The 20,210-nt window shown below is 65.6% G+C and carries 21 protein-coding genes; 11 read left to right on the top strand and 10 right to left on the bottom strand.

Features of this window, described 5'->3' with window-relative positions; all coding sequences use genetic code 11:
- Positions 1 to 17: 17 nt before the first annotated feature.
- Positions 18 to 545 carry a GNAT family N-acetyltransferase gene (locus tag C8J42_RS14375; RefSeq protein WP_235529861.1) on the top strand — a complete coding sequence of 176 codons (528 nt, stop codon included), beginning with the start codon at positions 18 to 20 and terminating at the stop codon, positions 543 to 545.
- 162 nt (positions 546 to 707) lie between these two features.
- Here the strand turns inward: C8J42_RS14375 and C8J42_RS14370 are convergent, their stop codons facing one another.
- On the bottom strand, positions 708 to 1,979 hold the full coding sequence (locus C8J42_RS14370; protein ID WP_133020608.1) for a serine hydrolase: 1,272 nt from the start codon (positions 1,977 to 1,979) through the stop codon (positions 708 to 710).
- Positions 1,979 to 2,833, bottom strand: coding sequence for an ABC transporter permease (locus C8J42_RS14365; protein ID WP_056065087.1), 855 nt, complete (start codon positions 2,831 to 2,833; stop codon positions 1,979 to 1,981). The genes C8J42_RS14370 and C8J42_RS14365 overlap by 1 nt, the downstream gene beginning before the upstream one ends.
- Positions 2,834 to 2,898: 65 nt before the next feature.
- On the opposite strand from C8J42_RS14365, the gene C8J42_RS14360 reads away from it, so the two are divergent.
- Positions 2,899 to 3,657, top strand: a complete 759-nt coding sequence (locus C8J42_RS14360; protein WP_133020607.1) for a GcrA family cell cycle regulator — start codon at positions 2,899 to 2,901, stop codon at positions 3,655 to 3,657.
- A 505-nt stretch (positions 3,658 to 4,162) separates the two neighbouring features.
- On the opposite strand, the gene C8J42_RS14355 is transcribed toward C8J42_RS14360, so the two are convergent.
- Complete coding sequence (locus C8J42_RS14355; protein ID WP_133020606.1) at positions 4,163 to 5,017, bottom strand: outer membrane beta-barrel protein; 855 nt, start codon at positions 5,015 to 5,017, stop codon at positions 4,163 to 4,165.
- Between the two features lie 159 nt (positions 5,018 to 5,176).
- On the opposite strand from C8J42_RS14355, the gene parE reads away from it, so the two are divergent.
- Positions 5,177 to 7,183, top strand: coding sequence for a DNA topoisomerase IV subunit B (parE, locus tag C8J42_RS14350; protein WP_133020605.1), 2,007 nt, complete (start codon positions 5,177 to 5,179; stop codon positions 7,181 to 7,183).
- Positions 7,184 to 7,364: 181 nt separating this feature from the next.
- Here parE and C8J42_RS14345 read toward each other — a convergent pair whose 3' ends face one another.
- Complete coding sequence (locus C8J42_RS14345; protein ID WP_133020604.1) at positions 7,365 to 8,153, bottom strand: hypothetical protein; 789 nt, start codon at positions 8,151 to 8,153, stop codon at positions 7,365 to 7,367.
- 265 nt (positions 8,154 to 8,418) lie between these two features.
- On the opposite strand from C8J42_RS14345, the gene C8J42_RS14340 reads away from it, so the two are divergent.
- The 5 genes from C8J42_RS14340 to queE all read left to right on the top strand — a co-directional run bounded on the left by C8J42_RS14340 (position 8,419) and on the right by queE (position 13,264).
- Positions 8,419 to 9,609 (top strand): aspartate aminotransferase family protein, encoded by a 1,191-nt coding sequence (locus C8J42_RS14340; protein ID WP_107954563.1) that lies wholly within the window; start codon positions 8,419 to 8,421, stop codon positions 9,607 to 9,609.
- A gap of 142 nt (positions 9,610 to 9,751) precedes the next feature.
- Entirely contained in the window at positions 9,752 to 10,672 is a 921-nt protein-coding gene (argF, locus tag C8J42_RS14335; RefSeq protein WP_133020603.1) for an ornithine carbamoyltransferase, read from the top strand.
- A 32-nt stretch (positions 10,673 to 10,704) separates the two neighbouring features.
- The gene (locus C8J42_RS14330) at positions 10,705 to 11,622 is read left to right on the top strand and encodes an Hsp33 family molecular chaperone HslO (protein ID WP_133020602.1); all 918 of its coding nucleotides are present in this window, start codon (positions 10,705 to 10,707) and stop codon (positions 11,620 to 11,622) included.
- A 303-nt stretch (positions 11,623 to 11,925) separates the two neighbouring features.
- Positions 11,926 to 12,630 carry a 7-cyano-7-deazaguanine synthase QueC gene (gene queC, locus C8J42_RS14325; RefSeq protein ID WP_107954448.1) on the top strand — a complete coding sequence of 235 codons (705 nt, stop codon included), beginning with the start codon at positions 11,926 to 11,928 and terminating at the stop codon, positions 12,628 to 12,630.
- A gap of 1 nt (position 12,631) precedes the next feature.
- Entirely contained in the window at positions 12,632 to 13,264 is a 633-nt protein-coding gene (gene queE, locus C8J42_RS14320) for a 7-carboxy-7-deazaguanine synthase (RefSeq protein ID WP_133020601.1), read from the top strand.
- A 164-nt stretch (positions 13,265 to 13,428) separates the two neighbouring features.
- Here the strand turns inward: queE and C8J42_RS14315 are convergent, their stop codons facing one another.
- The 3 genes from C8J42_RS14315 to lipB all read right to left on the bottom strand — a co-directional run bounded on the left by C8J42_RS14315 (position 13,429) and on the right by lipB (position 15,476).
- The gene (locus C8J42_RS14315) at positions 13,429 to 14,139 is read right to left on the bottom strand and encodes a hypothetical protein (RefSeq protein ID WP_133020600.1); all 711 of its coding nucleotides are present in this window, start codon (positions 14,137 to 14,139) and stop codon (positions 13,429 to 13,431) included.
- A gap of 298 nt (positions 14,140 to 14,437) precedes the next feature.
- Complete coding sequence (locus tag C8J42_RS14310) at positions 14,438 to 14,719, bottom strand: hypothetical protein (protein WP_056065069.1); 282 nt, start codon at positions 14,717 to 14,719, stop codon at positions 14,438 to 14,440.
- Between the two features lie 103 nt (positions 14,720 to 14,822).
- Entirely contained in the window at positions 14,823 to 15,476 is a 654-nt protein-coding gene (gene lipB / locus C8J42_RS14305) for a lipoyl(octanoyl) transferase LipB (RefSeq protein ID WP_243644449.1), read from the bottom strand.
- A gap of 118 nt (positions 15,477 to 15,594) precedes the next feature.
- On the opposite strand from lipB, the gene C8J42_RS14300 reads away from it, so the two are divergent.
- Positions 15,595 to 16,455, top strand: coding sequence for a glycerophosphoryl diester phosphodiesterase membrane domain-containing protein (locus C8J42_RS14300; RefSeq protein ID WP_165895504.1), 861 nt, complete (start codon positions 15,595 to 15,597; stop codon positions 16,453 to 16,455).
- A complete protein-coding gene (locus tag C8J42_RS14295; RefSeq protein ID WP_133020597.1) occupies positions 16,452 to 17,192 on the top strand; it encodes a hypothetical protein in 741 nt (246 codons plus the stop codon). The genes C8J42_RS14300 and C8J42_RS14295 overlap by 4 nt, the downstream gene beginning before the upstream one ends.
- A 136-nt stretch (positions 17,193 to 17,328) precedes the next feature.
- Here C8J42_RS14295 and C8J42_RS14290 read toward each other — a convergent pair whose 3' ends face one another.
- The 3 genes from C8J42_RS14290 to C8J42_RS14280 all read right to left on the bottom strand — a co-directional run bounded on the left by C8J42_RS14290 (position 17,329) and on the right by C8J42_RS14280 (position 19,436).
- Positions 17,329 to 17,922 (bottom strand): GNAT family N-acetyltransferase, encoded by a 594-nt coding sequence (locus C8J42_RS14290; protein ID WP_133020596.1) that lies wholly within the window; start codon positions 17,920 to 17,922, stop codon positions 17,329 to 17,331.
- 1 nt (position 17,923) lies between these two features.
- Positions 17,924 to 18,766 (bottom strand): oxygen-dependent coproporphyrinogen oxidase, encoded by an 843-nt coding sequence (hemF, locus tag C8J42_RS14285; RefSeq protein WP_133020595.1) that lies wholly within the window; start codon positions 18,764 to 18,766, stop codon positions 17,924 to 17,926.
- A gap of 220 nt (positions 18,767 to 18,986) precedes the next feature.
- Positions 18,987 to 19,436 carry a tRNA (cytidine(34)-2'-O)-methyltransferase gene (locus C8J42_RS14280; RefSeq protein ID WP_133020594.1) on the bottom strand — a complete coding sequence of 150 codons (450 nt, stop codon included), beginning with the start codon at positions 19,434 to 19,436 and terminating at the stop codon, positions 18,987 to 18,989.
- Between the two features lie 203 nt (positions 19,437 to 19,639).
- On the opposite strand from C8J42_RS14280, the gene petA reads away from it, so the two are divergent.
- Positions 19,640 to 20,206, top strand: coding sequence for a ubiquinol-cytochrome c reductase iron-sulfur subunit (gene petA, locus C8J42_RS14275; protein ID WP_133020713.1), 567 nt, complete (start codon positions 19,640 to 19,642; stop codon positions 20,204 to 20,206).
- The last annotated feature ends 4 nt before the right edge of the window (positions 20,207 to 20,210 follow it).

Genomic DNA, 20,210 nt, shown 5'->3' with positions numbered 1-20,210 from the left:
GCGCTGGCGTATCGCCGGTGCTGAAGACGCGTCGGCTGCGGTTGCGGCCGCTCGTCGAGGGCGATGCGACCGCGTTGCACCCGATGCTCGCCGATGCGGAGCTGATGGCCTATTCGGCGGACGGCCCCTTGGGCTCGGTCGACGACGTCCGCACCTACCTCGCCGAGGAGGCCGCACCGGGCAACCAGCGCACCTGGGCGATCACCCGCACCGGCGACGACCGCGCGATCGGCTGGGTCTCTGGTAGCGAGGCGGATGGGGCAGGGGTGACGGAGATCGGGTTCATCCTTGCGCGCGAGGCCTGGGGACGGGGGATTGCGCGGGAGGCTGTGTCGGCAGTGATTGATCGCTTGTTCGCAGAAGGCCGGAGCCGGGTTTTTGCGGATGCAGATACCGAGAATACTGCGTCGATCACGTTGCTGGAACGTCTCGGTTTTCGCCGCGAGCGGTTGTTGCGCGACGAATGGGAAACGCATCTGGGGTTGCGCGACAGCCTGATCTACGGGCTCTGCGCGGATAGCTGGCAGGCGGCGGGACGGGCCTGATCCCCACTTAATAAGCTGTTCTCCTGCGAACGCAGGAGCCCAGGATCACAAACGCCATCTTCAGTTACCCTGGACCCCCGCCTTCGTGGGGGAACGGCATGGGTTGGCGTTCGCGCTGTATTCGATCAGCCTATGGGGGCATTCAGCGAAAAGCAGCAAACCCTACCGCGCCGCCAGCAACGCCAGCGCCCGCCCCATAAGCCCCGCGAACCGAACCTCGTTCACGCCGTCATCTGGCCGGTGCCAGTTCCCGGTCGCCGCATACCAGCGCCCGTCCTTCGCCTGCACCAGATAGTTCAGCGCAATCACCCCAGGCTCGCCGCCGCCCTTGAACCCGACATACCCAAACCGCTTGGCGATCGCCGGATCGACTCCCGCATTGACCGACAGCACTGCCCGAGTCGTAGCATCCGCCCCCCGCAGCCGATCCAGCAGTCCCGCCATCGCCGAGGGACTCGCAAACCACTCGATGCTGTCGATCGCCACAGGCTTCCCGGCGAACACGGTCGGATCCAGCTTGGCCGTCGCGATTTTCACCGCATTGTCCACCAGCAGCGCCCGCCGCTCGTCCCCAGACCCAGCCGCCCAGGCCTTCGTCAGCCCCGGATCGCCCTTCAGCGCAAACATCTCCCGCGTCGTCATCACCGGCACGCTGCCGCCAGCCGCCGCCGCCATCGCATCGACCTTCGCGCGGCCGAGCGTCGTCAGCAGCGTATCCGTCGCGGTATTGTCGCTGATCGAGATCATCATCGTCGCCAGCGTCTGCACCGTCACCGGCGACCTGGCGGGCCAGGTCTGCAACACCCCCGACGGCAGGGACGGCGCCCCGACCTTCACGACGTCCTCCCAATGCCGCTCGCCTGCCGCAACCTGACGCGCCAACTCCGTCAGCACCCAGAGCTTGAACGCCGACCCCAGCGGTGCAGCGACATCGGCACGGTACTCGAGGATCGGCTCGGGCTTACCCTCGCCGAGCGCGTAAAGCCCGAACCCACTAGCCCCCGGCAGTGCACGAAACTCCGCCTCGACCTTCGCCAAAGTATCGTCCCGCGCCCCCGTACCCGTGATCAGCAACCCCGTCGCAGCATGCGGCGCCGCGGGGTCGATCACGAGCCGAACGCTCGCCGTACCCCGCGCATAGCCAACGACCAGATCCGCCGACCAGGCCGAAGTCGCGGTGAGCGACTCGATCTTCTGCGGTACGCCGAGCGTCGCCTTCAGCTTCTCGACGATCGACGCAAACTGCGCTTTGGGCACTTTCTCGCGGAAGCTCGCGGCGAAATACGCGTCATATGCGCCACGCCCGTCGAGGATTGCGACCAACGCATCCGCTTTCGCCCGCAACGCCGGGTCCGCCACCGCGCCCTGCGCCACCGCACCGACCGGCAGCAAAGCCACCGCCAACGCCACCAGCCAGAGCGCGAGGCTCCGCATCAGTTCTTCAGCTTCCAACCGCTCTTCAGCAACCGGTAGCACAGCGTCGCCAGCACCAGGTCGATCACCAGGATCACGATCCCGCCGATCATTACCGGCGAGTCGGCGATCCCCAGGAACCCGTATCGGAACCCCGAGATGATATAGAAGAACGGGTTCGCATGGCTGAACGCGCGGAACGCGGGCGCGAGCTTGTCGACCGAGTAGAACGTCCCCGACAACAGCGACAACGGCGCGATCACGAAGTTGGTGACCGCGGCGGCATGATCGAACTTGTCCGCCCAGATCGACGTCAGCACGCCTAGCAGCGCGAGGAACGTCGCGCCCAGCAACCCGAACCAGATGATCGCGAGCGGCGCATGCGGCGTCACGTGCACACCCGGGTACAGCGCCATCGCCGCCCACACGACGATCCCGACGATCACCGCGCGAGTCACGGCGCCGGCGACCAACGCGCCCAGCAGTTCGCCCGTCGACAAGGGCGGCTGGAGGTAATCGACGATCGTCCCCTGCATCTTGCCGACCAGCAGCGAGAAGCTGGCATTGGCGAACGCCGGACCCATCATGCCCTGCGCGATGATCAGGCCGGGCGCGATGAAATCGGCGAACGCGACGATCTGTCCGTCGACCGGCACCGGGCTTTTCGCGCCCGTCGCGATGGTGAACACAATCAGAAACAGCAGCGTCGTTATCGCTGGCGCCCACACCGTCTGAAGCTGCACCTTGAAGAACCGGCGCACCTCCTTGATATAGAGGGTTCGCAATCCCTCCCAGTTCACGCTCTTTATGACGGGAACGCCGGGGGCGGAATGCACCGCCGAATGGATTTCACCGATTGGGGGCTGGCTGCTCATAGGCGTTGCGGGTAATCGCTGCCGCTGCCGCCCGCAACCCGGCTGAGCAAGACTAAGGAACGAACATGTCCTGGACCGACGAGCGCATCGCGACGCTCAAGACGATGTGGGAGGCCGGCCAGACCGCCAGCCAGATCGCCGAAGCACTGGGTGGCGTCAGCCGCAACGCCGTCATCGGCAAGGCCCACCGCCTCGAGCTGCAGGCGCGCCCGTCGCCGGTGAAGCCGAACGATCCCGAGGCCAAGGCGGCTGCTGCTGCCGAAGCATCGGCGTCGGCTGCAGCGGCGTCGCCCGAGCCGGTCGCGGCACCGGAGCCGGTCGAGGTCGAGGCCCCCAAGCCTGCACCGGTCGTGCCGCCGGTCGTGGCAGCGGCCAAGCCCGCGGCACCGGTCGAACCAGAGCCGGTTGCCGAAGAGCCTGAGGACGAGGAGGACGAGGATGAGGACGAGGTAGCTCCGGCCGTCGTCGCCCCCGTTCGAGCGCCCCAGCCGATCCTGCGCTCGGTCGGCCCCGGCGGCTTCCTCCGCCAGGCGCCTGGCGAGCAGCAGCCTCCCAGCACGCCCGCCCCGCCGCGTCGCCTCGTCCCCGCCAAGCCGTCCGCCGAGATGGCGAACAAGACGAGCCTGCTCGAACTGAACGACCGCATCTGCAAATGGCCGCTCGGCCATCCGGGCGAGCCCGACTTCCACTTCTGCGGCAAGGCGGTGAACCCCGGCTTCCCGTATTGCGTCGACCATTGCGGCCACGCGTACCAGGCACAGCTGCCGCGCCGCGATCGTCGTCCGACCCCGCCGCTGCCGTTCGGCGGTCCGCGGCCGAGGTGAGGCGCAGGGCGGCCTGCGCCAACCTGGCGCAGGACTCGCCCAAGCCCGGCCGGCGCGGCTTGTCCGCGTCCGACGACATGGGCTTTGCCCATGGCTAGCGTGATGTAGAAAAGGCCGTTTCCTCGGGCGAGGAAGCGGCCTTTTTTAAACAGGCTCCACCCCGGCGAAGGCCGGGGTCGAGTTGGAAAGGTCTCGGTAACTGAGCGCCGCGCGCGTTTAGCAGCGTTGCCCAACTGGGCCCCGGCCCCCGCCGGGGTGGTGCTTTAACTAAACGCGCCTACCGCCCCCTCTTGTTCTCCCGCGAAGGCGGGAGCCCAGTCTGGGTCCCCGCCTTCGCGGGGAAACAAACTTTGCATGGAACCAAAAAAGGCCGCTCCCCTGTATGAGGAAGCGGCCTTTTCTCAACCAGCTAGCATGGACAAAGCCCATGTCGTCGGTCGCGGTGAACCGCGCCGGCCGGGCTTGGGCGAATCCGCTGCCAGCGTGGCAGCGGCCGCCCTTCGCCTCAGAACCGGAACGCCACCGTGCCGCGCAGGCTGTGCCAACGGAAGTTGTCATCCGAACGCTTGAACGCCGTCCCAGCCGTGTTCGGCGCGAGCACGAACGGGTTGTTCGCAGGCTGCGTGCCGCGCGTCACGAGAACGCGGGCGTCGTCGTCCTGATACTGGTGGAACATGTATTCCATGCCGACCGAGATGTTCTTGCCGAGCTTCTGCTCGATGCCACCGCCGCCCGTGATGCCGAACTGGTTCTTCTTGCCGCTCTGCGCATACGCGTTGGCGGTGTTGCTCGAATAGAAATCGCGATCGATGCGCGCATAGCCCGGACCGAACGTGCCGTAGAACAGCGTCGTGTTGACCGCATAGCCCACGCGCCCGCGGATCGAGGCTTCCCAGGCGAGATCGCGAGTCATCGTGTAAAACGCGGGCGTGGTCGAGAACGCGGTGACGCTGTCGCGGATGTTCGACTTGCCGAACTCGCCGACGACGCCGACAACGATGTTGCCACGCTGCTGGTCGATGCCGACGCGGGCGTAATAGGCGGTGTTGTCCTTGTCGTTGCGGCAGCCACGGCCACCGGCGGCAGGAGCTGTGCTGCTCCGCGCGGCGCCGTTGCAGAAGCCGGGCGAGAACGCGTTGGCGCCAGCTGCAGTCGTGACGGCATCGCCGAAGCGGCCATCGAGGTTGCGGTCGAACAGGATCGACGAACCCTCGTCGTTCGGCTGCACATCATAGCCACCGGCCGCACCGAAATAGATGCCGCTGAACGGCGCGTCGGCCGTAACTTCCTGCGCAGCGGCAGGTGCCGCGAACCCCAGCGTAGCGGCGCCAGCGAGCGCCACCATCATCGTCTTAGTCATATTCACTCCCGGAAACTTCATGACAGGTTTTTCATAAACGGCGCGTGGCCGGAAAATTATCCCCGCACCGCAACAATCTATATCAATGTGGCTTTCCGGTAACACGGAGAACAAACAGAGCCTGTGGCTTTGTCGCGGGCCAGCGGCTACGTTCGCTGCATGGCTGAAGATCTGTTCGCGTCTCCGGGCGCGTCTGGCGGGAAGACCGCTGCAAACACCTATGACGCGTCCTCGATCGAGGTGCTCGAAGGCCTCGAACCCGTACGTCGCCGCCCCGGCATGTACGTCGGCGGTACCGACGAGCGCGCGCTGCATCACCTCGCCGCCGAAGTGCTCGACAACGCGATGGACGAGGCGGTCGCCGGCCACGCGACACGCATTGAAGTCACGCTCGAGGCGAACAACCGCCTGACGATCGTCGACAATGGCCGGGGCATCCCGGTCGACCCGCATCCGAAATTTCCCGACAAGTCCGCGCTGGAGGTGATCCTCTCGACGCTCCATTCGGGCGGCAAGTTTGCTGGCAAGGCCTATGCGACATCAGGCGGCCTGCACGGCGTCGGCATCAGCGTGGTCAACGCGCTGTCGTCCGACACCGTCGTCGAAGTCGCACGCGATCGGCAATTGTATCGCCAGCGCTTCGCCAAGGGCCTGACGCTCGGCCCGATCGAGCATCTTGGGCCCACGCCCAACCGTCGCGGCACCAGCGTCGCCTTCACACCCGATACCGAGATCTTCGGCAGCGAGCTGAACTTCAAGCCGCAGCGCCTCTACAAGCTCGTCCGCTCGAAGGCGTATCTGTTCGCCGGCGTCGAGATCCGCTGGCACTGCGCACCCGACCTGATCGCCGATGACACCCCTGCGCAGGCCGTGTTCCAGTTCCCCGGAGGCCTCGCCGATCACCTCCGCGACCAGATCGCCGGCCGCGAATGCGCGACCTCCGACTTTTTTTCCGGCTCGCAGGATTTCCCGAGCGCGAACGGCGAGACGCAGGGCCGCGTCGAATGGGCGGTCGCGTGGCCGTTGTGGAGCGACGGCTCGTACAGCTGGTATTGCAACACCATTCCGACCCCCGACGGCGGCACGCACGAGCAGGGCCTCCGCCAGGCGCTGGTCCGCGGCCTGCGCGCGTTCGGCGATCTGGTCGGCAACAAGAAAACCAAGGATATCAGCGCGGACGACGTCATGGTCGGCAGCGAACTGATGCTGTCGGTCTTCATCCGCGAGCCGCAATTCCAGAGCCAGACCAAGGATCGCCTGACCAGCCCTGAAGCCGCCGGCCTCGTCGAGAAGGCGGTGCGCGATCATTTCGACCATTTCCTCAGCCACAACATGGAGCGCGGCAAGGCGCTGCTGAACTATGTGCTCGAGCGGATGGACGAACGCCTGCGCCGCAAGCAGGAGCGCGACGTCAAGCGCAAGACGGCGACCTCCGCGCGGAAGCTCCGCCTGCCGGGCAAGCTGACCGACTGCTCGGCGAACTCGCCCGAGGGCACCGAACTCTTCATCGTCGAGGGCGATTCGGCAGGTGGCTCGGCGAAACAGGCGCGTGACCGGAAAACGCAGGCGATCCTTCCGATCCGCGGCAAGATCCTCAACGTCGCATCCGCCACGAGCGCCAAGATCTTCGCCAACCAGGAAATCGCCGACCTGACGCTCGCGCTGGGCTGCGGTACGCGGAAAGACTGCACGCCGGATACGCTGCGCTACGAACGCATCGTCATCATGACCGACGCAGACGTCGACGGCGCGCACATCGCGACGCTGCTGATGACGTTCTTCTTCCAGGAGATGCCGGAGCTGGTCCGCCGCGGGCACCTCTACCTCGCCCAACCGCCGCTTTACCGCCTGACGGTCGGCACCAAGAGTGTCTATGCAAGAGACGACGCGCACCGCGCCGAACTCGAACGCACCGTGTTCAAGGGCAAGAAGGTCGATGTCGGCCGCTTCAAGGGCCTCGGCGAAATGAACCCGAGCCAGCTCCGCGAAACCACGATGGACCCCGCCACCCGCGGCATGCTCCGCATCACGCTCCCCCAGGAATATGAGGAGCGCGCGCAGGTAAAGGACCTCGTCGACCGCCTGATGGGCAACAACCCCGCGCACAGGTTTGCGTTCATTCAGGAGAATGCGGGGCGCATGGACGAGGAAGCGATCGACGCGTGACGTAACGGTACGGCGTGTCGGGAACGGCGATGTCGCGCGCGTCGGAAAACGACATGATCGCGGCCGGAGTCCGCTCAGCGTGCCACCACCATTTTGTTCGCCAGCGATGCCGCTGCTCAGCCCACGCTCCCGCCTTCGCGAGAGTACGGGCTAGGCACCGCCATTGATCTCAAGCGATCACCTACTGCTTGTACGCCACCAACGTCGACGTCCGGCCGTATTTGATGTCGTTGACGTCCATCGTCATCTTCTTCCCATCGGGGGAGACCGTCATGACGTATTTGCCGATCACCTTGCCGTCGAGATAATCAGTTTCGTGCAACGTATTGAGGTTTGGCTGACTGAGCGACACCGTCGTCCAGCCGGGATCTCCGGCGACGGCGACCGTTGGGCCACCCGTCGTCGCGACGTATGATGTGCCGGTCGGCGTCGAATACGTCACGACCTTGCCGGCCTTGGCGAAGGTGAACACGAGGCCGCTGTCGGAGACCTGGGTCTGGTTCGTCTGGCGCCACGATCCTGACGCCGCATGCGATCCCACCGGGCCTGCCGTGACACGCTCGCTGACCGTCGTGCCCGTGACGGCAATACCGTTGGCGGCGCTGGTATCGTTGAACACGGTGGTCATCGAACTATTGTCGGCGGACAGCGTCGCGGTGGCGTCGCTCATCGACTTGCCGCCCTTGCTCGTCGCATATTTGACGGTGGCCGGATCGACGATCGTCACCGACATCGCGTCGTAATAGGCGTGGCCGGCGATCGGATGCAGCGCACCGTCGGCGGCGATCTTGACCACGGGGATGCAACTCGAGCAGGTATAGACCCCCTGGTCGATCAGTGCAGCCGAAGGTTTGGTCGAGAGCGCGCTTTCCTTGATGTCGCCCTTCCAAGTTCCGGTGAAGGCGTCTTTGGCGTAGGCGGCCGACGTCGTGGCGAGCAGAAGTGCGATACACTGTAATGTTCTAGACATGGTGATCTCCCCTATAGTGCGGCGGGGTGATTCGAATCGAATCAAAGCGCACAGGATCCTAGCACCACGTCCTGATGATCATGCGCCTCTTCTGCCAAGTGCGGCAAGAGCTATGGTGAAATCATACGCAGCAGGGGGGGCGCCGTTCGCCGCGCCGTTTGCCTCGAGATGCCACGCGGTTGTTGCCCCCAACGCCGCGCGCTCGTATCACGCGGTTCGGGCGGCCGATAAGGGTCGCCCTCGCTGTTTGAAGGAGCTTGCCGTCGTGACCATCACCCCGCTCATGCCCGTCTACCCGCGGTGTGGCGTGCGTCCGGTCCGAGGCGAGGGCGCGTACCTCTTCGGCGAGGACGGCCAGCAGTATCTCGATTTCGCCAGCGGCATCGCGGTCAACGCGCTTGGCCACGGCCACCCGCATCTGACCAAGGCGATCGCCGAGCAGGCCGCGACGCTGATGCACGTGTCGAACCTGTACGGGTCGCCGCAGGGCGAGCACCTTGCGCAACGCCTCGTCGACAACAGTTTCGCCGACACCGTGTTCTTCACCAATTCGGGTGCGGAAGCGGTCGAGTGCGCGATCAAGACCGCGCGGCGCTATCATTTCGCCAACGGCAATCCGCAGCGTCACACGCTGATCACGTTCGACACTGCGTTCCACGGGCGCACGCTCGGCGCGATCTCGGCTACCAATCAGGCGAAGATGCGCGACGGGTTCGAGCCGTTGTTGCCGGGGTTCGCCTATGCGAAGTTCAACGATCTCGAAGGCGCGCTGGCGCTGATCGACGATAATACGGCGGGCTTCCTTGTCGAGCCGATCCAGGGCGAGGGCGGTATCCGCCAGGCGAGCCACGAGTTCCTCACCGGTCTGCGCAAAGCCTGCGACGAGCACGGCCTGCTGCTGGTGCTCGACGAAGTCCAGTGCGGCTATGGGCGCACCGGCAAGTTCTTCGCGCACGAGCTGTACGGCATCACGCCGGACATCATGGCGGTCGCCAAGGGTATCGGCGGCGGCTTCCCGCTGGGCGCCTGCCTCGCGACCGAGGAAGCGGCCAAGGGCATGGTCGCCGGCACGCACGGCTCGACTTATGGCGGCAATCCGCTGGCGATGGCGGCGGGCGAGGCGATCCTCGACGTGATGCTCGAAGACGGGTTTCTCGACAACGTCACGGCGATGGGCGACCGGTTGCGGCAGGGGCTCGAGCAGATGATCCCCAACCACGATCATTTGTTCGACAGCGTCCGCGGCACCGGGCTGATGCTCGGGCTGAAGCTCAAGAGCGACAGCCGTGCGTTCGTCGCGTTCGCGCGCGACAACCATAATCTGCTGCTGGTGTCGGCGGGCGAGAACGTCGTTCGCATCCTGCCGCCGCTGGTGATCGACGAGAGCCATATCGCCGAGTGCATCGACAAGCTGTCGACCGCCGCGCGTGTCTACGTGCCCGCTGCCGACGATTGACTTAAATCCTCCCCGGTACGGGGAGGGGGACCATGCGAAGCATGGTGGAGGGGGATCGCCCCGAAGTGTCGCGTTCGTGGAGGCCCACCTCCACCATTCGCCATGCGAACGCGGTCCCCCTCCCCGTGCCGGGGAGGATATTATGACCCGCCATTTCCTGAATCTCACCGACGCCGGAGCCGACGGCATCGCCGCGATGTTGGCCGATGCACTCGACCGCAAGGCCGCCCGTACCGGCTTCCCCAAGGGCCGTGCCGATACCGACGCGCCGCTCGCCGGCCACACGCTCGCGATGGTCTTCGAAAAGAGCTCCACAAGAACGCGCTTCTCGTTCGATATGGCGATCCGCCAGCTCGGGGGCACCTCGATCGTGTCCGACGGCGGCTCGATGCAGCTCGGCCGCGGCGAGTCGATCGCCGACACCGCGCGCATCCTGTCGGGCTATGTCGACGCGATCATGATCCGCACCGACGATCATGCCAAGATCGAGGAGATGGCGCATTATGCCTCCGTCCCGGTCATCAACGGCCTGACCGACGCGTCGCATCCGTGCCAGATCATGGCCGACCTGCTGACGATCATCGAAAGCGGCAAGTCGCTGCCCGGCCTCAAGGTCGCGTGGCTCGGCGACGGCAACAACGTGCTCGCCTCGATCGTCGAGGCCGCTGGGCTGATGCAGTTCGACGTCGTCGCGGCGTGCCCGCAGGGATTCCAGCCCGAAGAAGAGGCGATCGTCCGCGCGTCGGGTCGCGCCCGCGTCGTGGCCGACCCACGCGAGGCGGTCGAAGGCGCGGACATCGTCGTCACCGATACCTGGATCTCGATGGGGCAGGCGCATGCCGAGGCCAAGCTGAAGGCGCTCACCCCGTACCAGGTCGACGCCGCCCTGATGGCGATGGCCAAGCCCGAGGCGAAGTTCCTCCACTGCCTGCCCGCGCATCGCGGCGAGGAGGTCTCGCCCGAGGTGATCGACGGCCCACAGTCGCTGATCTGGCAGGAAGCGGAGAATCGCCTCCACGCGCAGAAGTCGGTCCTGCGCTGGTGCTTCGGGCAGATCGGTTGACCTGAACGGGCAGGGTCACCATCTGGCGGACGATGAACGATACGCCAAAATTCGACCCCAACGTGACCGATCTCGACCGCGCGCTGGCTTTCGCGATCCCGACGCGCAGTGCACGCGGCCGGATCGTGCGGCTCGGCACCGCGCTCGACGAAGTGCTCGCCGCACACGCTTATCCGCCCGCGATCGAGAAGCTGCTCGCCGAAGCGCTGACGCTCGCCGCGCTGATTGGCTCCACGCTCAAGGATTCGAGCGGCCAGCTGACGATGCAGACGCGCACCGACAATGGCGTCGTCCAGCTGCTCGTCTGCGATTACCGTGGCGGCGAAGTGCGCGGCTATATCGAATACGACGCGGGCAAGCTCGCCGAAGCGCCCGCCGAACCATCGCTGTTTGCGCTGTTCGGCGCCGGCTATCTCGCGATAACGTTCGACATGGCGACCAGCAACGAGCGCTATCAGGGCATCGTGCCCCTCGACGGCGATACGCTGTCGCAGGCCGCACAGAGCTATTTCACGCAGTCCGAGCAGATTCCGACGATGATCCGCACCGGCATGGCGAAGGGCCCCGACGGTCGCTGTATTTCCGGCGGGTTGTTCCTCCAGCATCTCCCCGAAGGCGAGGACGGGCGCGAGCGGTTGCATACCAAGCTCGACCACCCGGAGTGGGAGCATGTCGCCACGCTCGGCAACACGATGGGCGTCGATGAACTCACCGATGCGACGTTGCCGCTGGAAACGCTGGTCTGGCGCCTGTTCAACGAGGAGGAGGACGTCCGTATCCTCGCGGACATCCCGATCATGCGCGGGTGTCGCTGCGATCCGGATTACATCAAGGGCGTGATTTCGAAATTTCCCCTGGAGGAGCGCCAGTCGATGGCGGACGAGACCGGCTTCATCATCGTGGATTGTGCGTTCTGCGCGAAGAAATTCCCGGTGCCGGTGGAGGCGTAAAAATCCCCTCTCCCTGCAGGGGAGAGGGAGGGGCCCGCGACGCAGTCGTGGGAGGGTGAGGGCACGGTCGCGTCCATCACGTGCCCTCACCCTCCCGCAGCCAAGGGGCTGCTCCTTCCCTCTCCCCCAAGGGGAGAGGGCAAACAGGCGTTAACGGCGTTTTTACCCCTCACCCTTACCACTGATCCCGTGCTCTTATTCAGCACGTTTCTCCCTTGTGGCGCGCGTCCGCGCCAAACTCGGGGCCGCTCCGCCGGGCGGCCCCTTTCTTTTTTGCGCTCGCTGGCCTAGCGAACATGCATCATGACATCCCCTGCTCCCTTTGCGGTCGCCCTCGTCTCGGGCGGGCTCGACTCGATGGTATCCGCCGCGCTCGCGCGCGAAGCCGGCCAGCGCGTGCTCGCGCTGTCGTTCGATTATAACCAGCGTCACCGGATCGAACTCGATGCCGCGCGCCGCGTCGCCAGCGCACTCGGTGCCGAGCGCCACATCGTCCTGCCGATGGACCTGTCCGCGTTCGGCGGATCCGCGCTGACCGCCGATATCGACGTGCCGAAGGACGGCGCGGGCACCGAGGACGGCGGCGGCATTCCCGTCACCTACGTCCCCGCGCGCAACACGATCTTCCTCAGCCTCGCGCTCGGCTGGGCCGAAGCGGCCGGCGCGCGCGACATCTATATCGGCGTCAACGCGCTCGATTACTCCGGCTATCCCGATTGCCGCCCCGAGTTCATCGCCGCCTTCGAAGGCCTCGCCGAACTCGCGACCAAGGCCGGCGTCGAAGGCGAACCGTTCCGCATCCAGGCGCCGCTCCAGATGATGACCAAGGCGGACATCGTCCGCGAAGGCACGCGCCTCGGCCTCGATCTGGGCCTCAGCTGGTCATGCTACGATCCGACACCCGCCGGTGAGCATTGCGGCGAGTGCGACAGCTGCCGCCTGCGTTCGCGCGGCTTCGACGAGGCGGGGATCGCCGACCCGACGCGCTACGCCGTCAAGCCGGCCTGACATGAGCTACGCCGTCAAGGAAATGTTCCTCACGTTGCAGGGCGAGGGCGTCAACGCCGGTCGCCGCGCAGTGTTCGTCCGGTTCGCTGGCTGCAACCTGTGGTCGGGCCGCGAACAGGATCGCGCGACCGCGGTCTGCAAGTTCTGCGATACCGAATTCGTCGGCACTGACGGGCTTGGCGGCGGCAAGTTCGCCGACGCGCAAGCCTTGGCGTCGGCAGTAGCGGGCTTCTGGGGGGAAGGGGCGCGCGACCGGTTCGTCGTCCTGACCGGTGGCGAGCCGATGCTCCAGATCGACGACGCTATCGTCGATGCGCTGCATGCGCACGGCTTCCGGATCGCGATGGAGAGCAACGGCACGATCCCGGCGCATCCAGGAATCGACTGGATCTGCATCAGCCCCAAGGCCGGCAGCATCGTCGTCCAGCGCGCCGGGCACGAACTGAAGCTCGTCTGGCCGCAACCGGGTAGCGACATCGAAGAGGTCGAGACCTGGGATTTCGAGAACTTCCTGCTCCAACCGCTCGATGATCCCCGGGCGGATGCGAACCGCGAGGCCTGCGTGGATCTGGTGATGGAACGCCCGCAATGGCGACTGTCGCTCCAGACGCACAAGCTGCTCGGCCTGCGCTGATCGATCGAAATAAGACGCAAGGGTAGGGGGCGCTACCGTCCCCATCCGTCATCCCAGCGAAAGCTGGGATATCCCTGTGTGTCTCCCGTCGTCTGACCCGCAAGATACCCCAGCTTTCGCTGGGTGACGGGCGCGATGAAGTCACGCCCCCCGAGCCAGCTGACTCAGCGAGTCGCCATACCCAAACCGACCGGCGGCCAGTTCTGCGCGCCGCACTTCTTCACGACCCATTCGCCCTTCTTGTTCCAGCAGATCGGATCGAGGCGGATCATCATCGGTGCTCCCCGTTCGCGACCGATGTACCGGGGAAAGCGCTGCTCGCCCCACGGGATCAGGCTGTTGCGCAACTCGCGCGAGCGCGCCAGTGCGACCTCGAAGAAATGCCCGCGCGGTGCGAACACCGCATCACGCCCGATCGACCCTGCGGTCTGGCAAAAGCCGTATTGGGCCGCCACGGTGGCAAAGCTCGAATAGGTCCGCGTCCCGAACTGGTCGAGCGCGCCCTGACCCGCCTTGGGCCCCGCCGCCTTGTTCACCCGCAGGAAGTATTTGGTGAGCGTGTCGAAGGCCCCCTTCAACTCGTCGCCGTGATCGGCCAGGATCGAATTATAGTTCGGCACGGTCAACAGCGTCGGTTCGAACTGGCACTGCAACGCCGCGACGTTGAGCGCCGCACGCATGTGCCACACCAACGCCGCCCGCATCTCCGCCGACGTCGCGCCGGGCAGGGCCTGACCAAGGTCGGATTCTTCACCGGTGACGGCTGCGCCCGAGAAATCGCGCGACTGTAAAAAGAACTGCGCCGACGCCGACTGCGCCACAGCGAGCCCGCTCGACGCCACGCAAAGCGCGAGCGCGGTACGCAACACCTTCATTCCAACCTCCCCAGGGCATTCCAAGTGATCGAATCTAAAGCGTTTCCGTGAAACTCCCAAGCGATTTTAACCTTTTCGACCCGTCGTCCGACGCCGTTGTCGGGTGGGAACGGCAGAAATCCGTCGGCGCCGAAACGATCGCCCGACGAGGATGCCGTGGGGGTTGCCGTAGAGTGCCCAATAGAGGGTGCGGTCGCACGCGCTGCGATCGCTGAAACCATCGCGCGCCGCCAATAACGAAAAGGGCCGCCCGGTTGCCCGGGCGGCCCTCCACAACGTCGTAGTTTCCTTGCGGAAATTACATTGCGTTGGTGGTCATCGCGTTGTTCGTCATCATGGTGTCGTTCGACATCATCGTGTCGTTCGCCATCATGGTGTCGTTGGCCATCATGCCACCGTTCGACGCGCCGTCGACTGCGGTCATGTTGTCGGACATCGTGTCCATGCCCTCAGTGGCGTTCATGTCGGTGACCATCGTGTTGTCGGTCGTGGTCTCGGTCTTGGGACCGCAAGCCGAAACAGCGAGTGCTGCGCTGGCGATCAGCGAACCGGTCAGAACCTTGGAAATGAGTGCACGCATGTGGAAGCTCCCTAGATAGAGGATTTGGCTGGCTGCTCGCCCTTAATACCCAAATCGTAGTGGACATTAATCCGATAACGCTTTGCCCTCAAGCCTCGTTTTCTCAAGGACAAGAAACTGTTTCAAGGAAAGCATCGGCCGTCAACGCCAGGGCGGCGTCGAAGGTTGCAAGGTCGGCCGGAATGCCAAGCGATTGCAGGCTGGTAACGCCGTATTCCGGCAGGCCGCAGGGCACGATGCCACCGAAGTGCGACAGGTCCGGGTCGACGTTGACCGAGAAGCCGTGGAGCGTCACCCAACGCTTCACCCGCACGCCGATCGCCCCGATCTTGGCCTCGCGTCCCCGATCGAGCGTCCAGATGCCGACCCGGCCATCTACCGCGAATGCCTCGACGCCGAGTTCGCCCAAGGCTGCTATTACCCAGGATTCGAGCGCGTGGACGTAGCACCGCACGTCGCGCCCGCGCTTGGTGAGGTCGAGCACGACATAGCCGATCCGCTGTCCCGGCCCGTGATAAGTGTATTTCCCGCCGCGCCCGGTCGGGATCACCGGGAATCGCGCGTCGATCAGGTCACCCGGCTCGGCGCTGGTGCCGGCGGTGTAGACTGGCGGGTGCTCGAGCATCCACAGCAGTTCGCGCGCGTCACCGGTGCCGACAGCGACCGCGCGCGCCTCCATCTCGGCCAGCGCGTCCGCGTAAGGGGTGAGGCCGGCGCTGGTCCGCCATTCGATATCGGAGAGGGGAGGGGTGGTCACCGATCTCAATTGCGCACCCGCATCCGAAGTTGCAACCGGGACGTGTGTTTCAACCATGTGGTCAAGTACAGGGGCTTGGGCTAACCCGCGCAGGAACGGGAATGGCGGGAGCAAAGGCATGGCGACGACAGGCGCGACGACGGGCATAGTCAACGCACGCGTGAAAATGGGAACGGTCTGGGATCGCACGATCGAGGTGCTCAATGGGCGCACCGGCATGATCGCGCGGATTGCGGTGCTGGGCATGTTGCTGCCGACGGTCGTGCGGGACGGATTCGTCGCGTTCACTTCGCGCGCAAATCCGGTTTCGATGCTGGTCGGCGCAGTCCTGACGATCGGCGCGCTTGTCGCGATGATCTGGGCGCAACTCGCGATCGTCGCGATCGCGACCGATCCGGCGGTCGATGCCGCGTCTGCACGTCGGCAAGGGCGCGCGCGCGCCTTGCCGGCGCTTGGCATCACCGTCCTGGTGACGATCGTCGCGTTCCTGCTCGCGTTGCCGCCAATCGTCGTTCTGGTGCAGTCCGGTTTCGACTTCGCCGCTGCCGCCAATGGCTCCAGCGCACAGATGACGCCGCCCAGCGTCGGTGCCGCCAGCTTCACCGCGCTCTACGGTCTCGCCTATCTGCTCGTGCTGTTCTGGATCGGCGCGAGATTGGTGCTGCTTAATCCGGTCATTCTAAACGAACGCCTCGGTGTCGGCGCGATCCGTCGATCGATCCAGCTCACCAAGGGCATGACGTGGCGAATCATTGGCGTCCTGGTGCTGTTCTGCATCGTCCTGCTGGTCGCTACCGGTGCTGCGCAGTCCGTCACGGGTATCGTCTTCCGTCTCGTGCTAGGCGCGGATTCCGTCGCGACGGCGGCCTTCCTTGCGGGGGTTGCGGGCTCGATCGTCACCACCGCCTTCACGGCGCTCGCCGCCGTCTTCACCGCGCAGCTCTATGTCGCGACCAGAGAGAAACACGCCGTCCCATGAAGCTCGATTTCGCGACCGTTCTCACCGACGCCTGGACGCTGTTCAAGCGCGACCGCGACCTGTTGCTGCGGATCGCCGCACCGTTCCTGTTCCTCCCCGCGTTCGCGCTCGCGCTGGTCGTCCCCGATCCGCCGATGCCCGATGCGGCGGCGGGCAACAACGAGGCGCAGGCGATGATCTGGGCCGATGCGGTGCAGACGTGGGCGGCGACGCATGGCGGATGGTACCTGCTCGCCTATGTGATGAGCTTCTTCGGCACGTCCTTGTTCTACGCGCTGTATCTCGACCGAGAGCATCTCGACCTGCGGCAGGCGTTGACGCGCTGCCTGCGGATCTTCCCGCGCTTCGTCCTGGCGATGGTGATCGTGTCGCTGCCGGCGGGGGCAGGGCTGTTGCTGTACGCGATTCCCGGCCTCTACATTCTCGGTCGGACGATGCTCACCGGCCCGGCGTTGTTCGCCGAAGCCCCGCTTGGTGCTTTGGGCGCGATCCGTCGCAGCTTCATGCTCAGCCGCGGGTCGGGCTTGCCGCTGATGGGGCTGGCGGCGTTCAGCTATATCAGCGGCTGGCTCGTCGGCGCGCCGTTCATGATGGCCGACAAGGCGCTGCGCGACGCCGGTCAGGGCAATCCGGTCGCGCTCGCGATCGTCGACGCCGGCGCTGCGGTGGCAGCGATGGCGGCGGGTATCGCGATGGCCCTGATCGCAATCTCCGCCTATCGCCGCTTGGCGAGGTAGGCCGCACCAACGGAGGAAATGCACCGCCCCGGCGGAGGCCGGGGCCCAGTTGGAAAGGTCGCAGTGATCGGGCGCACCGCTCAGTTAGCAACGTCCCCCAACTGGACCCCGGCCTCCGCCGGGGAGGTGCTGAGGTTTAGCCGCGCTTCGCCAGATACGGAATCTGCGGCGCGGTCTCCGGCGGCAGCAACCCGGAAGCCCGCGGGTCGGGAAACGTCTCAATCGTCCGCTTCACCGCCACAAATCCCTGCGCCCGATAAAACCCCAACGCGCTCGGATGATCGAGTGTGCAGGTATGCAGCCAGACCCGCTCCACCCCCTTCGCCCAGGCCCGCGCGCAAGCTTCGGCCATCAGCCACCGCCCATGACCCTGCCCCGCCAGCTCCGGAATCAACCCGAAATACGAAATCTCGCACGCACCCGCCCCGCGAAAGTCGAGTTCGAGCATTCCGACCTCGATCCCCGCCGGATCGAGCACCGCATACACCGCGATCCCCGGATCATGGACGATCGCCCCCAGCGCATCGTCGGCCATCACCAGCCGTGAGAACCAGAGCCACGGGCTCCCCACCCGCCGGAACAGCGCGCGGTATTTCTCCAGTGCCGGCCGATCCCACTTCACCAGCCGCAACCGTGACCCCGGACTCGGCCGCAGCGGCGGTCGCTTGCGCATCTCCAGCGTCGTCACGATCGTCGCGAGGACGTCGTCGGCAACCGGGATCAGCGCCACGCTACGACCACGTAGCGCGAGGCGGCAGGCTCATCAGGATCGCGTCGATGTTGCCGCCGGTCTTCAACCCGAACAGCGTCCCCCGGTCATAGACGAGGTTGAACTCGGCATACCGCCCGCGCCATTCAAGCATCCGCGCCTCGTCGGCCGCAGTGAACGGCGTATCCATCCGCCGCCGCACGATCCGCGGATAGGCATCGAGAAACGCCTCGCCGACATCGCGCGTGAACGCGAAATTCGTCTCGAAGTCGCCGTCGAGATGATCGAAGAAAATGCCGCCCGCGCCGCGGCTGACCTTCCGGTGCGGGATGTAGAAATACGTCTCCGCCCACTCCCTGAACCGCTCGTAATGCGCCGCGTCATGCGCATCGCACGCCGCCTTCATCGTCGCATGAAAGTCCGCCGTGTCCTCCTCGATCGGCAAGGGCGGATTGAGATCGCCGCCGCCGCCGAACCAGCGCTTGGTGGTGTTGAGGAAGCGGCAGTTCATGTGCACCGCGGGGACGTGCGGATTGGCCATGTGCGCGACCAGGCTGATCCCGGTCGCGAAGAACCGCGGGTCCTCGCCAGCCCCGTGGATCGACTTGGCGAACTCGCCCTCGAAGGTGCCGCCGACGGTCGAGACGTTGACGCCGACCTTCTCGAACACGCGGCCCTTCATCACGCCCATCACGCCACCGCCGCCGGGTTCGCCCGACGGATCGACCCGGTTCCACGGGGTGTATTCGAACGAAGCGTCGGAGCCCGCCTCCCGCTCGATAGCCTCGAACTCCGCGCAGATGCGATCGCGCAGGGATTCGAACCAGGTTCGGGCGGCGGCTTGCTGAGGGTCGAGTTCGATCATGCGGGCGTCTTACCGGCGGCGAGCCACGCTTGAAAGGGTAACGGGCGTACCGGCGATGAGGACTGCCTCTCTAGCTCCCCCCCCTGGAAGGGAGGGGCTGGGGGTGGGTCGGCTTCCGCATTTCCGAACACTAGCGACACGAGCGGGCCGACCCACCCCCGACCCCTCCCTTCCAGGGAGGGGAGCAGAAGGGGGCGTGCGAAGCCGTGCCGCGCCATCGCTAAACTGGCCACCCGCCCGTTTGCCGCAACGCCTCTGCCGCGACGATCCCCGTCGCCACGGAGATATTCATCGACCGCAACCCAGGCCGCATCGGGATCAGCACCCGCACATCGGCGCGCGCGTGCACCTCCTCCGGCACCCCAGTCCCCTCGCTCCCCATCAGCAATACGTCGTCCTCGCGGAACTCCGCGACATCCAGCCGCACCGCGCCCTTCGTCGTCAGCAACACGATCCGCCCCTGCACCTGCGCCAGGAACGCGTCCCAATCGACATGCCGCACCACGTCGACCGCCCCGACATAATCCATCCCCGAGCGCGCCACCGCCTTCTCGCTCCAGGTGAATCCCATCGGTTCGATCAGGTCGACGCCGATCCCCATGCACGCGGCGGTCCGCAGGATCGCGCCGACATTTCCGGCGATATCGGGCTGATAGAGGGCAATTCTCATGCCCGATCTCTTAGCGCGCCGAGGGCGGGGAGGTAACCCAAAGCAAAATGCAGTTGGCAAACCCGCACCCCGCCGTCTATCAAAGGCCAGCCTCCGTGGGGACGGTCGGGCAGGGTGGGCAACGGTTCGTCGAAACCGGAAACCCCGCCAGGCCACGAAAAAAATAACGTGCAAGGGCGAGATGAATGGCGACAGTCGACGACATGGTTCCTCCCGGCGAATCGCCAGAGCCGTTTAACGAAGAGGCCCATGATCCTCGCCGCCGTGATTTCATCAACATCGCAGCCGTCTCCTTCGCCGGTGTCGGCGCAGTCGCGATCGTCCTGCCGCTGATCAACCAGATGAACCCGAGCGCAGACGTGCTCGCGCAGTCGACCACCGAGATCGACTTGTCGAAGATCCTGCCGGGCCAGGCGATCAAGACGTCGTTCCGCAAGCAGCCGCTGTTCGTGCGCAACCTGACGCCGAAGGAAATCTCGGAAGCCGACGCGGTCGATATCTCGACGTTGCGCGATCCGCAGACGCTCGAGCAGCGCACCAAGGCGGGCAAGAAGAACTGGCTGATCACGCTGGGCGTCTGCACGCATCTCGGCTGCGTCCCGCTCGGCGCGGGCGAGGGTGAGAACAAGGGCCCGTTCGGCGGCTATTTCTGCCCGTGCCACGGCTCGGCCTACGACACCGCCGCCCGCATCCGCAAAGGCCCCGCTCCGTCGAACCTCCACGTTCCGGACTATGCCTTCAACTCCGACACCGTCGTCACGGTAGGCTGAGGAA

The sequence above is a fragment of the Sphingomonas sp. PP-CE-1A-559 genome, from assembly GCF_004340965.1.
In the GTDB taxonomy this organism is placed as follows: domain Bacteria; phylum Pseudomonadota; class Alphaproteobacteria; order Sphingomonadales; family Sphingomonadaceae; genus Sphingomonas.
The sequence above is the reverse complement of the archived record's forward strand: the minus strand, read 5'-3'. Positions and strand labels throughout refer to the sequence as shown.